Origin of the sequence: Sphingobacterium daejeonense, from assembly GCF_901472535.1 — a bacterium.
Lineage (GTDB): Bacteria > Bacteroidota > Bacteroidia > Sphingobacteriales > Sphingobacteriaceae > Sphingobacterium > Sphingobacterium daejeonense.
This window is the reverse complement of sequence record NZ_LR590470.1, coordinates 695,841-712,416: the sequence shown is the minus strand read 5'-3', so window position 1 is coordinate 712,416 and position 16,576 is coordinate 695,841. Positions and strand designations below refer to the sequence as shown.

Genomic DNA, 16,576 nt, shown 5'->3' with positions numbered 1-16,576 from the left:
TTATGATCAAAAATTATTTCAAGATAGCCTTTCGTAATCTTAAGAAGAACAAAGGTTTTACAGCGATTAATATTGTAGGTTTGGCGATCGGTATGGCGGCGGCGATGTTGATTATGCTGTGGGTGAATTTTCAATTAGGCTTCAATAAGAATTTCCCAAAGGCAGAACAACTTTATGTTGTAGGTTCTAAAGGAGAAGCAGACAATAAGACTGTGGTTTGGTTTTCATCACCAAAACCATTGGCTGAAGTTCTTAAATCTGATATTTCTGAAGCAAAGGATGTGACAAGATTAAGTGGGACAAATGGTTATTTGTTTGACTTAGGCAACAAAAAAGTGCCTGCAGGTATAGGTGCCTTTGTTGATTCTGCTTTCTTAAATATGTTTGAGTTTGAGCTTCTGGCCGGAAACAGAGATGATGCTTTAAAAGGCCCTCAAAATATTGTTCTTACGGAAGATCTGGCCAAAAATCTTTTTGGAACATCAGATGCGGTGGGAAAAACCATTAGAATTGACAGCACAAATTTATTGAATGTAAGTGCTGTTATCAAAGTTGGAGAGCCTAACCATATTTTCAAAGGATATGAATATTATATGCCTTGGACTCTGATGGAAAAGCTTGGATATTCTGATAATTATTGGAATAACAGTTCCGTTGATCTATATGTCGAATTGGACAAAAATGCCAATTTGAATAAGATTCAAAAACAGATGGTTGATATTATGCCTCGTCATTCGGATAATGAAACCGAAGCCTTTTTAAAACCTTACGGAGATCTTTATTTATACAACAAATATGAAAATGGTGTGGTGACAGGTGGGAGAATAGATATGGTCCATATTTTTATTGTCGTTGCTGTCCTAATTCTGCTCATCGCATGTATAAACTTTATGAACCTAAGCACGGCTCAAAGTGAGAAGAGAGCCAAAGAGGTAGGAATAAGGAAAGTAGTTGGTGCACAAAAGAAATCTCTTATCTTTCAATTCTTATCAGAATCTTTAATCTTAGCCATTATATCTGGTATATTGGCAGTATTAATAGTTTCTTTGACACTTCCTAGTTTTAATGACTTGGTTGGATTTAAATTTAAAATCCCTACGCAAGAAATTGGTTTCTGGTTTTTATTTGTTGGCTTCATTTTACTGACCAGCTTTTTGGCAGGAATTTATCCAGCTTTCTTTTTATCCTCATTTAATCCGATTAAGGTACTGAAAGGTAGATTTCATAATATAAATCAAAAGATCAATCCCAGAAAAGTACTTGTTGTGTCTCAATTTAGTATTGCCATTATACTGATTGTCAGCACCATTGTTATCCAAAAACAGATAAAACATGCTCAGGACAGGGATTTTGGATTCGAAAAGGAAAATTTAATTTATGTACATGAGGTTGGAGAAATCGAAAAGAATTCCAAATTGATCAAACAAGAGTTGTTGGAGCAAAACATTGCACTATCAGTAAGTCGTATGATGTCACCTATTACGGAAAGATGGAGTGGTTGGAGTGGAATTCAATGGGAAGGCAAAGATCCAAATGAAGTAATTCAGTTCAATCGTCAAACCGGAGATGATAGAGTTGTTGAAACAGCGGGATTTGAATTACTTGCTGGAAGGGATTTTGATTTGAGTAAATTCCCGACAGATTCAACCGCGGCAATTATCAATGAAACCGCCGCCGCAAGGATGAAGTTTAATGATCCTATTGGGAAATACTTCGATGATGGAGGCAGAAAGTTTCAGATAATTGGAGTTATCAAAGATTTTATTCAAGAATCGCCTTTTGAGCCTGTAAAACTGTTAGTAATTGAAGGTGCAAGTGGTTGGTTGAACAATACCCATATACGATTTAACCCGAATTTAAGTACTGAGGAGGCGTTGGTAAAAGCGGAAAAAGTCTTTAAAAAATACAATCCTGATTATCCTTTCAATTATAAATTTGTAGATGAAGCTTATGCTAAGAAATTTGCAGAGACTCAAAAGACCGGTAAACTTGCCAACTTATTTGCAGGTCTTACCATTTTTATCTCATGTCTTGGCCTATTTGGTTTAGCGGCATTTATGGCAGAAAGTCGAACTAAAGAAATTGGAATTCGCAAAGTTTTGGGTGCTTCAGTCTTTACCGTTACTAGAATGCTGTCAATAGAATTTATTGTCTTGATAGTAATTTCTTGTTTTATATCTTTCCCAATTGCTTATTGGACAATGAATAAATTCCTGGAAGATTATTCATATAGGATATCCATTAATTGGGAGATATTCCTATTCGCAGGAGTGGGAGCCATTTTAGTGACTTTGTTGACAGTCAGCTATCAATCCATCAAAGCAGCAATGGCAAATCCTGTGGATAGTTTGCGGGATGAGTAATATTCAAAGGCTTTGCCTTTAAATAGATTTGAGATATGAGATATGAGAATTGAGATAGAAAGGGTGATAACCGAAGTTAAAAATCTTGTGAATCAAATATGAAAATAGTAAAGGTAGGACAATTACCATTGAATGGATATGAATATATAGAATTGAAATCGAAAACGAGACTTGGATTACACTTGCCGAGATTCTTGTTGGGGGTCGTTTTAATTAACTATTTGTAATTATAAAGAATTATTATCATGAAAAGAGTGAACCTTTTATTCCGTAAACTATGGCAAAACAAGTTGTTTACTTTCCTGAATATTCTCGGACTTGCCATCGGCATTAGCGCATGTTGGGTAGTATTCCGGATCGTTAATTATGAATATAGCTTTGACAAGAATCATCCAGATAAGGAAGAAATATTCAAAGTTTACAATGTCTCAATCAGAGGTGAGGAATCAAATTCATTTGATGGGGTAAATATCCAGTTGCAAATTATGTAAAAGAGAACATTCCTGCAGCCAAATTGGTAGCGCCTGATACAACTATTACTATGATAAATAACAGTTTCAGATGATGACGGAAAAAGAGAGTTCAGCAATCAACCCCCAGTTATTGGAACTTTCAAGGATTATTTTTTAATGGTACCATATACATGGCTGGCAGGAAATAAAGAATCTGTTTTTAAACAACCACATGAAATAGTATTATCGGAATCAAGAGCTCGAGTTTATTATCCCAATCTGAAACCTCAAGAGATATTAGGTAAAGTGCTGTTAATAGACACTGTTAATTATACGGTCACCGGTGTCATTCAGGATTTAGAGAAAAACTAGCAGTTTCCGACATAAAGAATTTGTACCAGTTAAGGAAGAAGATCTTAAAAGTGATAATTGGGATATGGTAACTTCAAACCATAAACTATATGTTAAACTGAACAACAAAGCAGCACAACAAAATCTAATCGATATACTTACTAAAAAAACTAATGAGGTAAATGCTGAAATCAATGCAAAATACAATGTAAAAAATTCCTATGGCCTTGCTCCTCTTTCGACATTGCATTTCAATAAAATGATCCAAGGCAGTGTAGACAAAAGCACACTATAATGGTATGATTGGAATTGGTTCATTCCTATTGTTACTAGCATGTATTAATTACATTAACCTAACAACTGCTCAAGTACCTTTTAGAGCCAAAGAATAGGAATTAGGAAGACTTTAGGTGAACAACCACGATATGTATTATTCAGTTTTTTATCCGAGACGTTTATTATATCATGTCTGTCTCTATTATTATCCTGGCCATTGATAAAATTTTTTGAAAATATTTCAGCAGTTATATTCCTGAAGAGATAAATAACTACTCAGATACCCTAGCCGTTGTAATTTTCCTTGCAGCTTTGATTATTATATTGACTTTAGTTTCGAGTTTTTATCCCGCATATTTAATAAATAAGGTTCAGATTTCCGAAGTTATCAAAATGAAAAATGCCGGTAAGCTTAAATTTGGGAGTATTCCCCTCAGGAAAGCACTCATTATTTTTCAGTTTATTATTGCTCAAGTATTCGTTATTTCAACAGTGTTAATGGGTTTTCAGATTCAGTTTATGTTAAACCAGGATCTAGGATTTCAACACAATAGCATCGTTTCCATGGAACTTCCATTTCTAAAGGATAGCCCAGATGACAACAGACCAAACTTATTAAAAGAATCGCTTCAGAAATATAAAGAGATTGAAGGATCTTCTTTGGGACATCTACCAATGAGTGCTGACTATTACGCATCCAGTGTCAGCATGAATACGGACACAGGGGAAGTAAGAAGTCAAATAGAATTAAAATACGCCGATAAAGATTATTTAGAAACCTATAATTTCAAATTATTAGCAGGAAGAAATCTTCAGATTTCGGACAGCACCTCTGGCTTTATAGCCAATGAGAAGGTGCTCGAAAAATTAGGAATTAAAACTCCCGAAGCAGCGATCGGACAAATGGTAACATTGTTTGAAAAGCAAATGTACATTGTTGGCGTAATCCCAAATTTCAATAGTTCAACTCTACATAGTCAAACTGGAGCTGTTGTTATTATTCCTAGTAAAGAAAGAGATCAATTAAAAAACATAAGTATAAAACTTTCTCACAATACTGGAGAATGGAAGAATGGTATAAAAGCCATTGAAACAGAATGGAAAAGATTTATCCAAATGATGAATTTACATATAAGTTTTTTGATGACAACATGAAGGAACTGTACGAAAGCGACTATCGTTTTTCGAGTATTATAAATCTTTCATCTGGTATTACAATCTTATTAAGCTGTTTGGGATTAATTGGTTTGGTAACCATTAGTATCAGTCAAAGGACAAAAGAAATCGGGATAAGAAAAGTTTTGGGAAGTTCGGTCTCAAGAATTATTAGGTTGTTATCCTCTGAATATCTAGTTTTAGTTTTCATATCCATAGTGATTGCCTCTCCTATTGCATGGTGGGCTATCAATAAATGGCTAGATAATTTTGCATACAAGATGGAGTTGAATTGGTGGATGTTTACTATCCCAGCAATGGCAACCTTAGTTATAGCATTTTTAACAATGTTTTTCCATTCTTACAAAGCTGCTAGAGCCAATCCTGTGGATAGCCTGAGAGATGAGTGATATTCAAAGGATTTGCCTTTGAAGAGATATGAGATATGGGATATGAGAATTGAGATAGAAAGGGTGATAACCGAATTTAAAAATCTCGAGAATCAAAGATGAAAATAGTAAAGGTAGGACATTTGCTTTTGAATAGATATGAGATATGGGATATGAGAATTGAGATAGAAAGGGTGATAATTGAGTTTTAAATTCTACTAAATACTATTTTTCCCCAATTGTTCATATCTGAACAACAAAACGTCCATTTCCGAACATATTTACAACTTACTATAATTTAAAGTGTTAAAAATCAATTTCTTACACTTTTGGCAAATAGATTGAAATCATTCTTATTGAGGTCCATTTCCTCATTTAAAAAACATAACAATAGAAAACCCAATGAAATCAATTTTAATATCGCAAATCTCATATCTCATATCTAAGTTTTTACCCTTTTGGCAAATAGATTGAAACAATCCTTTTCGAGGTCCATTTCCTCATTTAATAAAACAACATAGAAAACCCAATGAAATCAATTTTAATATCACAAATCTCATATCTCATATCTCATATCTAATAACCCATGTTCCAATTATTATTAGAAAACCCAATGAAATCAATTTTAATATCGCAAATCTCATATCTCAAATCTCACATCTAATAACCCATGTTCCAATTATTATTTAAAAACAGCATCAGACACCTAAAAAGGAATAAACTATTTACTTTCCTTAATATTTTGGGCTTGACCATTGGATTAGTTCCTGTTGGATTATATTCAAGTTTGTAAACTATGAATTAAGTTTTGAGAGTGGAATTCCAAATCGCGAAAACACCTATAGGTTGATCAGCAAAATAAAGCTGAATGATGAAAAGGAAAATTGGACCGGTGGAGTATCACGGCCAATTTTTTTGGCATTGCGAGACGAGGTGAGATCATTGGAAAGGGGCGGTTCCTGTATATACTTTTTTTACTCAAAAGGTAGTTATCCCAGGAGAAAATGGAAAAGCTATTCGAACCGAAGATTTGGATTTCGACAGCCAGGTTATTGAAACAGAAGAATCATATTTTGATATGGTTCCTTATCATTGGCTGGCAGGTAAAAAAGCAGGTGCACTCTCTAATCCCAATCAGATAGTGTTGACTCAAGAAAGGGCGAATTTTTATTTTCCAAACACCGGGTATGAAGACATTATTGGCAAAACTTTGATCTATTCTGATACCATTCAAATGACTGTTTCCGGAATTGTTGAATCATTAAAATATCCTTCTGAATTCAAAGGAAAGGAATTCCTTCAACTCCGAAAAGCAGAAGCCTATACACTTTCGCAATGGACAAACACCAATGGATCTGATCGAATATATATGCAGGGGAATGATGAAAAAAGTATCCAAAGTGCATATAAACAGATCTCAAATATTGTTGAGAAAAAATTTCAGCAATATCAACAAGAAATTAAACCAAAATTCAAATACGAACGTACCTTAGAACTTCTTCCATTAAAAGAATCCCATTTCTCTACCTACTTCAATGAATTTGGAGTGGAAAAATCCAGTAAAACGGTTATTTATGGATTAATTGCCGTATCTATCTTTTTATTGGTTTTAGCTTGTATTAACTACATCAACCTCACAACTGCTCAAATTCCTCAACGCTCCAAAGAAATCGGAATTCGCAAAACATTGGGTGGTTCAAAAAGAATCTTGATTCTACAAATGATGATTGAAACTGCAATAATCATTGGTATATCGATTTTAGCAAGTTATTTTGTTTCAAAATTAGGCTTCTATTTCTTAGGTGAATTAATCAGCGATAATGTAAAGGATTTCAATAACCCATTAATGTTTGGAATCTTCATTTTCGTAATATTATTATTCACTTTGATCCTTGCAGGTCTATATCCTTCTTGGTTAATTTCAAAAGTAAATGCCATTGAGATTTTCAGAAGCAAAGGAAATTTGAACACATCCAAGGGTAATTTTAATTTAAGGAAGGTGTTGATTATATTCCAATTTATAATAGCTCAAATATTTATTGTTGCAGCTCTTATTATTGGTCAGCAGCTTAAATACACCATAAAAAAGGACCTAGGATTCAACAAAGACGCTGTAGTTACAGTTAATATTCCATATAAACTTTATGATATTGATAATTTTAATGTCAAAAAGAAAACTCTGACTGAAGAGTTAAGTAAAATAACTGGGATAAAGGAGGTCAGTTTAGGAAATGAACCGCTCTCTGCTGGATCCAATTCTACAGCAATGGAATTTAATGGCTCTGAGTCTTCTGAGCCCTTCAATCAGATTGTCTTTCGAAAATCAGTAGATTCCAAATACATGGAATTCTATGACTTACAGTTATTAGCTGGAAACAATTTAGTTCCCTCAGACACCACCTATGGTTATATTATAAACGAAACAGCATCAAAAGGTTTCGGATTTAAAAATCCTCAGGATGCTATCGGAAAGATAATAGGTCAAAAAGGATTTTACTACCCAATCATTGGAGTTATGGAAGACTTTCACGCCAAAGATTTTTACAATAGTATTGAACCTTTGGCTCTTATGAATGGAGCTAATGCAAATACATACAACATACGATTAAATCAGATTGGCTTTAAGGAGAGTAAAGCTACTATGGAAAAAGTTAAATCAAAATGGTCAGAATTCTTTCCTGCTGAAAATTTTGATTATAAATTCATGGATGATTCAATCCTAGCTTTATACAAGAAAGAACAGCAACTTCAAAAACTAACGAATATCAGTACTACCATTGCCATTATCCTCAGCTGTTTAGGTCTTTTCTGTCTAGCTACAATCTCTGCATTTCAGAGAACTAAAGAAATTGGAATCCGGAAAGTCCTTGGAGCTTCAGTAACAGGTATTGTTGGCATGCTTTCCAAGGATTTTGTTAAGATGGTATGTATTGCGATTATTATTGCCTCACCTATAGTTTGGTGGGCATGCAACAAATGGCTGGAGGATTTTGTTTATCGAATAGAGATTTCGTGGATTCCTTTTGTATTCGGAGGGTTGATAGCAATCGCCGCAGCATTGCTGACAGTAAGTTATCAAGCTCTAAAAGCTGCAAATGTGAATCCTGTGGATAGCTTAAGGGATGAATAATATTCAAGAGCTTTGCTCTTGAATAGGTATGGGATGTGGATGTGAGATATGATCGTGAGATATGGGATATGAGATATGATCGTGAGATATGGGATATGAGAATTGAGATAGAAAGGGTTATAGCCTAGTTTGCAAGATATAGTAACGATAACCACACTATACAATAGCACAACAATTATAGAAAGAATGGTAATCTTTGCGTTGGTTGAATGACGGGCGCTTCGGCTCCGCTCAGCCACCGTCATTCCAAAGCACAAAAATAGCGGAGCCGAAGGGCTGGTCAAAAATCTAAATACTAAATACTTTCTACTAAAGTTCAACTGTCCATTTCCGAACAACAAAACGTCCATTTCCGAACATTTTTACAATTTACCATTATTTAAAGTGTTAAAAATCAAATTCTTACACTTTTGGCAAATAGATTGAAACAATCCTTTTCGAGGTCCATTTCCTCATTTAATAATACAACAATAGAAAACCCAATGAAATCAATTTTAATATCGCAAATCTCATATCTCATATCTCATATCTGAATTTTAACATATTTGGCAAATAGATTGAAACAAACCTTATTGAGGGATATTTCTCAATTAAAAAACATAATACAAGAAACACAATGATATCAATTTCAATATCGCAAATCTCATATCTCAAATCTCATATCTAACAAACTAAAATGCTTAAAACAGTCTGGAGATCGATCATAAAAACCAAGTCCTTGAATATAATTCATATCACAGGATTGGCAATTGCTATAGCAGCAGCAACAGTTCTTTTTTTGACAGCAATGTTTGAACTGTCTTTTGATAATTTTCATGAGAATGGAGATAGGATTGGATTGATTTATAGTCAATCGGAACCGGAAACAGGATTAAAAAACAATTCTTCTATGCCTGCTCCCCTTACTCCACAGCTTAAAGCAACTATTCCAAGTATTGAATCGGCGACAAGGGTACTTCATGGAAATGTTATATTAAAAAATGGTGAAAAGGAATTTGTCTCAACAAATCGATTTGTAGATCCTGATTTTTTATCAATTTTCAGCTTCCCAATGCTTTCTGGGAATAAAACCTCTCTGGACCAACTTAATGATATTGTCCTTACCGACGCTATGGCAAAAAACCTCTATGGAAAAAGTGATGTCATAGGAAAACAAGTCCAGGTCAACAATAACGGTGTTTGGCAAGCGATGACAATTTCTGCAATACTAAAAGACCTCCCAGCAAACTCAAGTTTTGAATTCCATTCCTTAGTACGTTTTGAAAACTCTCCTAACTATCAACAATTTAAGGACTTGTGGGACAATCAAAATCATCAAGTTTATGTAAAAGTGAAAGCTGAAAAAATCAATGATGCTGCGTTTGTCAAAGAATCAAGAGCATTTACAAATCAGAATTTCAAGATAAATATTGATCGATTGAAACGTGATGGAGGAAAACCAAATTCTAATGGCGATTATTTTAGCCTTCATATACTCCCGCTTTCAAAACTGCACACAAACGACTTCAACTTTGGTGAAAGTATTTCCCCTAATTTCCCTTGGATTCTGCTGCTGATTTCTGGGTTGATCTTATTTATAGCTTCTTCAAACTTTATCAACCTTTCATTGGCCAATTCGATTAGCAGAAATAGAGAAATTGGAACCAGAAAAACATTAGGTGGAACAACATGGGATATTGTAAAACAACTATGGTTAGAATCATTCATATTATGTCTACTCTCTTTATTGCTCGGATTAGGAATTGCATCCTTAATACTGCCGGAATTTAATGCAAATATGAATTATGAATTGCAGGTTGTCGACTTATTTTCAATCACAAATGCCATAATTTTCTTATCTATTTTCATTTTACTGACACTAATAGCAGGAGGACTGCCAGCTTGGAAAATTGCAAGAACAAATATCATTGAATCATTAAAAGGTGCATCGAAAATTAAATCCTCAAATCTGAGAAATTCTTTAACTGTATTACAATTTATAATAGCTATTACTCTGATAATAGCAACGATTGTAATCAGTTCACAATTGAATTATTTGGTTAAAAAACCCCTTGGATTCAATAAATCTGAAGTTATCAGTATTCCAATTGGCAAAGGAATAGATAAAGAAGATGCTTTAAATCGATTGAGGATCGCACTCCAACAACAACCTTGGGTAAAATCTGTCAGCGCCTCAGATATGAATATTGGTCGTGGAAGAGATGGAAGTCTTCAACGTAGTATGTTTGGATTTGAACATGAAAATAAAGAAATCATAACAAATTTTATGCGTATTGATTATGATTACTTAAAAACCTTGGATATTAAACTATTGGAAGGACGTGATTTTGACAGATCCTTCAGTGCTGATTCTAATTCTATTATTATTAATAAACAGATGGCGGCACAATTGGGCGGGGCAGATAAAATCTTGGGAAAGACTATAGAATTAAATGGAAAATCCTTGGTAATAGGGATAATCGATAATTTCAACTTTCATGATTTAAAGAGTACAGTAGAACCACTCACTATTTCTGTAAATCCAAATATTTTCCCTGTCGAATACATCTTTGTAAGGGTAGAAACAAATCAATTAGGATCAACATTGGAAAAAGTAGAAAGTATATGGAAAAGTATCAATCCAAAGGCGAATAATTTAGCTTCCTACCTAGATGAGAATACTCAAAATCTATATCAAAGTGAAAAAACATATTCTAAAATAGTAATCAGCGGAACAAGTATAGCTATTGTAATTTCTTGCCTTGGTTTATTTGCTCTTGCTTTGTTAACAATAAATAACAGAGTTAAAGAAATAGGCATCCGTAAAGTCTTGGGTTCATCTGTCAGCAGCATCATTGTTCTGCTATCAAAAGACTTTGTTAAGCTTGTACTAATTGCATTTTTTGTTGCTGCGCCATTAGCGTGGTGGGTCATGAACAATTGGCTGCAAACTTATGCTTATAGAATAGAAATTCAATTGTGGATGTTTGTCTTGGCAGCTGCAATTTCAATAGTTATTGCCTGGTCAACAATCGCGTGGCAAGCTTTCAGAGCCGCAAATGCAAATCCAGTAGATAGCTTAAGAGATGAATAGCAATAGTGATAGTAGAAAATAGACATTGAGAAATAGATTTTAGAACTGAATATTTTGTTGTTAAACTTTAATTAGAAAGCATGATTAAGAATTATATTAAAATTACCTGGCGTGGATTTCTAAATAATCAGTTTTTTTCTTTGGTCAATATTATAGGATTGGCAGTGGCTATCGCAGCCGTAACATTGATAACTGCATTTATCCAATTTGAAACAAATTATGACCGATATTTCAGCAATTCTGACCGGGTCTATCGAATTGTGATAGAAGATAAAAGCACTGGAGATATGGAATATTTTTCACATACCTACCATAATTTATCGAATTATCTTGAACAGGAATTCCCAGAAATAGAATATTCCACCTCATTCGATAGTTATATAACTGATATAAACGAAATCAGTGTTAACTCAAAAATGCTGAATGTAACCAGTGAAATTATTGACAGCAACTTTTTTAAAGTTTTTAATCTTAAATTATTGGATGGCTCGATTAAGGATATTAAAAACCCTTCAGAAGTTGTTATTACAGAGAGTACCGCCAAGAAACTATTTCCAAACCAAAGTCCCATAAACCAGACAATAAAGGTTTTTGTTTATGCTGATAGTTTTACGAATAAAGTTGTCAAAGCTGTAATTGATGATTTTCCTTCACAAAGTCATTTTTCAGCTGACATGCTAATTGGAGAAGAATTAAAAACAAATAGCATACAATCACTTGACCTGGATAAACGTTGGGATAAACTTTATATTTTAACTAAACCAAACACAAACATTAAATCATTAGAGGAGAAATTAAATAATTTCTTATATAAGAATGGTTTACAAAAAACTGAAAAAATATGTTTGTTAAATCTTCAAGATATTCATCTACAAGGATCAAAAGTTGAATATTTAAGCAATAATCCACAGGAAATGAAATACATCTATATGTTTGGAATTTCAGCTTTTTTAATTCTTTTGATAGCCTGTATAAATTATATTAATCTAAGCATTGCGAAGACGTTACCTAAAATTAAGGAGATTGGGGTTAGAAAAGTATTTGGTGCAAAAAATAAGGATTTAAATTTACAGCTCTTTACGGAAGCAATACTATATTTCATCCTTGCGCTTCCAATCGCTGCTATCATAGCATACATCGTCTGGCCAAAATTCTGTTTGCTTTTAGGTATGGATACTAGTTTAGAAATCCTTTTTAATTTAAAAAATCTTATCGTAGTTGTTGGATTATCTCTGTTGTGTTCACTTTTAGCCGTATTTTACCCAGCAAGCATTATTCACAGAAGCAATGTACAGGAACTTTTTAAACAAAAATCCCAATCCATTAAAATATCAATATCACCTCAAAAACTATTGACCGTATTTCAATTTGGATTAGCCATTTTATTAACTGTCGTATCCATTGTGATGTTTTCCCAATTTCAATTTATGAGAAATAGGGACATGGGGTTTGATAAGGATTATCTTTTAATAATCCCTGGAATCAGTACTAATAGTAAAATTTTTAAGGAAAAACTTTTGAATAGCCCTTACATTCATCAAGTAGGGATTGCAAGTAAATTTTTTTCCATAGGTAATTTTTATGGTGGATCTTCGTCTATGCAACTACCTGGTGATAGCACAAAAGAAATCGCATTCAATTTCTTTAATACAGATTGGGAACTTGCCCAAACCCTGAATTTAAAATTAATTCAGGGACGCTATTTCAAGGAATCGGATGGAATTTTTCTTCAAGCATTATACAAACAAAATGACGAAGAGAAAGACCGATCTTTTGAAAAATGGCAGAAAATAGCTAAACAAACTCCCATTATCATTACTCGTTCGGTAGCTAAAAAATTAAACATCAATAATGCTGACACAAGCTTTTTTACTGGTGCTCTAGCAGGGAATGTCATCGGCATTGTTGAAGATTTTCAGTTTACAACATTTAAAGAGGAAACTGCAAATTCAGTTTTAAGACCTTATATCAATCAAAGTGGAAATGCATTCATTCGAATATCCAACAATAATATTCCAGCAAGCCTTGCCTATATCGAATCAACTTGGAAAAAAATGTATCCTGGCAAGGAGTTTACCTACAATTTTGCTGATGAAAAGATTGAACTGATGTACCAAAAGGAAAAGCAACAGGCAGGTTTATTCTTTGCTTCTTCCGCTCTTAGTATTCTTCTGACTGCAATCGGTATCCTAAGCTTGGTAGCTCTAATGGTAAAACAAAGAACTAAAGAAATTGGAATCCGAAAAGTTCTTGGTGCATCTATAATTTCCCTTATTAATTTAATAAATAAGGATTTTATCAAATTAGCAATCTTTGGATTCGTTGTCGCCACACCATTGAGCTATTATCTGATGTACAAATGGTTGGAAGATTATTACATCAGAATTGAGTTGAAATGGTGGATGTTCGGTATTGCTGCTCTTCTAGTATTTATGGTAATGATCATTTCCATCAGTATTCAGTCCCTAAAAGCCGCTAATGCAAATCCTGTGGACAGTTTGAGAGACGAATAAAATCTGAAACCGTCTCTGGGCTTCGGCTCCGCTCCGCCACCGAGTCGAAGGGCGGTCCCTATAAAAAATAAGATCATGTTAAAAAACAACATAAAAATCGCTTGGAGGAACTTAAAAAATCAAAAGTTCTTTTCATTTATCAAAATTGGTGGCTTTGCTTTTAGCATGGCAATCTGCTTACTGATTGTATTATATATCAAACACGAATTGAGCTACGATAAGTTCTATCAGGATTCTGACCAGGTATTTCGCGTAGTAGGAGTCGTTACACGTGACAATGTCATTCAAAAAGGCGTTTCTATGCCCGCTCCAGCCGGTCCTCAACTTAAACAAGAGTTCCCTGAAATCATATCAGCAGGCCGTGTATTGTCAAACCCACTTTTTGGCGCCGGTAGTAATCAGGTCACAACAAATGAAAACCCCGAACTACTCAGTGAAGAAGGCTTCTGTTTTATAGATCAAGCTATCCTGGATATATTCCCAATGGAAACAGTATACGGATCCTTAAACCATGCTCTGGAGAACCCAAATACTATCGTTATTACCAAAAGTAAAGCAGAAAAATTATTTAAAGGCGACCCAACAGGGAAAACCATCTATTTAAATAATGATAAATCGAATAGTTATTCCATTACTGCAGTCATAGAGGATATTCCGACCAATTCTAATTTTTATGGATTTGATTACTTTATGACTTTAAGTGGCCATGAACCTTATCCAGGTGAAAAATTAAACTGGTTAGCCTCTAATTATTCGACCTATTTTAAAGTCAAAAAGGGAACAAATATTACTTCACTTGAAAAGAAAATAACTAGATCCTATATAGACGATCATTATGGACCGGCTCTAAAACAAGCAGGAATGCCCATCAATAAGGAAATTTGGAATTCAGCAAAAATGACCTTGCAACCTTTGACAGATATCCACTTGCATTCTAAAGGTATTCGAGACAATAAAATCGAAAACCAGAATCGCGGAGATATACAGATGGTCTATATATTCGGAGGTATTGCTTTGTTTATATTAATTATTGCAATCATCAATTTTATTAACCTTTCAACAGCAAATGCAGCAACAAGAGCAAAAGAAGTTGGGGTTAGAAAAACTATCGGGTCAGACAGAAAGTCCTTAATCCTACAGTTTATTACGGAATCCCTTTTATATTCTGTTATCTCTATTTTGTTGGCGCTAATATTTGCTTTCTTATTGCTGCCCTATTTTAATGGAATTGCAGGTAAAAACTTATTGTTCCCCTGGACAAGCTGGTATTTCATACCAGTATTACTAACATTTGGACTATTCATTGGCCTTATTTCCGGAGTTTATCCTGCACTGTTTCTATCAGGATTTAAACCAATATCTGTGCTTAAAGGGAACTTAAACCTAAAATCCAAAAACAACTGGTTCAGAAACGGGTTGGTCATATTCCAGTTTGCAACTTCTATTGTTTTGATTATTGGTACTATCGTAATCAATCAACAAGTTAAATATCTCCTAAATAAAGACTTAGGCTTCGACAAAGAACAGGTTTTGGTCATCCAGGGAACTGGTACATTAGAAGGACAGCAGAAATCATTAAAAGAAGAATTAAAAAATATTTCTTCGGTTTCATCTGTTTCAATCACGGATTTCCTACCCGTCATGATGGACGGTGCAAAAAGAAATGGAAATGCGCTATGGATCGATGGAAAACAGAATGAAGAAGCAGGGATAGGCAGTCAAAACTGGGTGGTCGATGCGGACTATTTACCAACATTTGGCATTAAGTTGCTTGAAGGAAGAAACTTTAACATGGAAATGCCAACCGATTCTGCAGCGGTAGTGGTCAATCAAAGACTTGTAAAAGAATTGGGCATTAAAAACCCTATAGGAGCCAAAATTAGAAACTTCGCAACTTTTACCATTATAGGTGTTGTCGAAGATTTTATATTCGGCAACATGAAGGAAGATGCGGTCATGCCATTGGCTTTAAGAATTGGTGGCAGTCCAAACATGATTTCAGTAAAACTGAAAACCGACAATATGGAAAAGACCATTTCAGAAATCACGAAAGTCTGGGATAGCTTCTCCCCTCACCAAAAAATTCAATATTCATTCTTGGACGAAGGATTTGCCTCCCTATATGCGGATGTGCAAAGGACCCAATCCATTGTATCAACATTTGCAGGATTTGCAATATTTATAGCATGTTTAGGACTATTCGGTCTTGCTGCATTCTTAACACAACAGAGAACAAAAGAAATCGGTATCCGAAAAGTTTTGGGAGCCAACCTCCCAGGAATTGTAAAATTACTTTCTGTAGATTTTATCAAATTGGTCTTTGTAGCAATCTTGATCGCTTGCCCCATAGGCTGGTGGGCAATGAACACATGGTTACAGGACTTCTCTTATCGAACAAATATCCAAGCATGGGTTTTTATCCTTGCAGGAATACTTAGCCTTCTAATAGCATTCGGAACAATATGTTACCACGCACTAAAAATCGCAAGAATAAATCCAGTCAATAGTTTAAAGAATGAGTAAGATTCGAAAGTCCGAATGACGGTGTTTGTGCTTCGGCTCCGCTAGGCACCGAGCCCGAAGGGTGGTCCCTGGGCTTCGACTCCGCTCAGCCACCGAATCGAAGGGCATCCTAACTCCCAAGACTTTGCTAGAATGCATTAAATGGCAGGTGTCTCCACCTGACACGGCGGTGTAACCTAATCTGTGTGGCTTGTTTATTTATGTCCAAAACCGTAGTTACCGCCTAAACTGACCATCACCTTGAATGTCATGTCTTATATCTTATGTCTAATGTCTAATGTCTTATGACATGACCCCAACCGTCCAAAACCGAACATAAATCGTCCGATATCGAACAACCCTATTCTTAAA

11 protein-coding genes are annotated in these 16,576 nt (G+C 34.5%); all 11 read left to right on the top strand.

The window, feature by feature from the left end; all coding sequences use genetic code 11:
* The first annotated feature begins 2 nt into the window (after positions 1-2).
* The 11 genes from FGL31_RS03395 (at position 3) to FGL31_RS03345 (ending at position 16,225) form a co-directional block, all read left to right on the top strand.
* Positions 3-2,363, top strand: a complete 2,361-nt coding sequence (locus tag FGL31_RS03395; RefSeq protein WP_138089702.1) for an ABC transporter permease — start codon at positions 3-5, stop codon at positions 2,361-2,363.
* A 245-nt stretch (positions 2,364-2,608) separates the two neighbouring features.
* The gene (locus tag FGL31_RS03390; protein WP_138089701.1) at positions 2,609-2,854 is read left to right on the top strand and encodes an ABC transporter permease; all 246 of its coding nucleotides are present in this window, start codon (positions 2,609-2,611) and stop codon (positions 2,852-2,854) included.
* Between the two features lie 57 nt (positions 2,855-2,911).
* On the top strand, positions 2,912-3,187 hold the full coding sequence (locus FGL31_RS03385; RefSeq protein WP_317131128.1) for an ABC transporter permease: 276 nt from the start codon (positions 2,912-2,914) through the stop codon (positions 3,185-3,187).
* Positions 3,188-3,251: 64 nt separating this feature from the next.
* On the top strand, positions 3,252-3,461 hold the full coding sequence (locus FGL31_RS03380; RefSeq protein WP_138089699.1) for a hypothetical protein: 210 nt from the start codon (positions 3,252-3,254) through the stop codon (positions 3,459-3,461).
* Positions 3,462-3,554: 93 nt separating this feature from the next.
* Positions 3,555-3,710, top strand: a complete 156-nt coding sequence (locus FGL31_RS29565) for an FtsX-like permease family protein (RefSeq protein WP_138094646.1) — start codon at positions 3,555-3,557, stop codon at positions 3,708-3,710.
* 125 nt (positions 3,711-3,835) lie between these two features.
* Entirely contained in the window at positions 3,836-4,597 is a 762-nt protein-coding gene (locus FGL31_RS03370; protein ID WP_138089698.1) for an ABC transporter permease, read from the top strand.
* Entirely contained in the window at positions 4,540-5,007 is a 468-nt protein-coding gene (locus FGL31_RS03365) for an ABC transporter permease (RefSeq protein WP_138089697.1), read from the top strand. Before FGL31_RS03370 ends, FGL31_RS03365 begins: the two co-directional genes overlap by 58 nt.
* Positions 5,008-6,016: 1,009 nt before the next feature.
* On the top strand, positions 6,017-8,116 hold the full coding sequence (locus FGL31_RS03360) for an ABC transporter permease (protein ID WP_138089696.1): 2,100 nt from the start codon (positions 6,017-6,019) through the stop codon (positions 8,114-8,116).
* A 718-nt stretch (positions 8,117-8,834) separates the two neighbouring features.
* The gene (locus tag FGL31_RS03355) at positions 8,835-11,189 is read left to right on the top strand and encodes an ABC transporter permease (protein WP_232046232.1); all 2,355 of its coding nucleotides are present in this window, start codon (positions 8,835-8,837) and stop codon (positions 11,187-11,189) included.
* Between the two features lie 80 nt (positions 11,190-11,269).
* Complete coding sequence (locus FGL31_RS03350) at positions 11,270-13,702, top strand: ABC transporter permease (RefSeq protein WP_138089694.1); 2,433 nt, start codon at positions 11,270-11,272, stop codon at positions 13,700-13,702.
* Positions 13,703-13,777: 75 nt separating this feature from the next.
* Positions 13,778-16,225: an ABC transporter permease gene (locus FGL31_RS03345; protein WP_138089693.1), complete on the top strand. Its 2,448-nt coding sequence runs from the start codon at positions 13,778-13,780 to the stop codon at positions 16,223-16,225.
* Positions 16,226-16,576: the final 351 nt, after the last annotated feature.

Excerpts from the sequence above, each read along its gene's own strand:
- FGL31_RS03395 (WP_138089702.1), top strand. The coding sequence starts at position 3 with ATGATCAAAAATTATTTCAAGATAGCCTTTCGTAATCTTAAGAAGAAC.
- FGL31_RS03390 (WP_138089701.1), top strand. The coding sequence starts at position 2,609 with ATGAAAAGAGTGAACCTTTTATTCCGTAAACTATGGCAAAACAAGTTG.
- FGL31_RS03380 (WP_138089699.1), top strand. The coding sequence starts at position 3,252 with ATGGTAACTTCAAACCATAAACTATATGTTAAACTGAACAACAAAGCA.
- FGL31_RS03370 (WP_138089698.1), top strand. The coding sequence starts at position 3,836 with ATGAAAAATGCCGGTAAGCTTAAATTTGGGAGTATTCCCCTCAGGAAA.
- FGL31_RS03365 (WP_138089697.1), top strand. The coding sequence starts at position 4,540 with ATGGAAAAGATTTATCCAAATGATGAATTTACATATAAGTTTTTTGAT.
- FGL31_RS03350 (WP_138089694.1), top strand. The coding sequence starts at position 11,270 with ATGATTAAGAATTATATTAAAATTACCTGGCGTGGATTTCTAAATAAT.
- FGL31_RS03345 (WP_138089693.1), top strand. The coding sequence starts at position 13,778 with ATGTTAAAAAACAACATAAAAATCGCTTGGAGGAACTTAAAAAATCAA.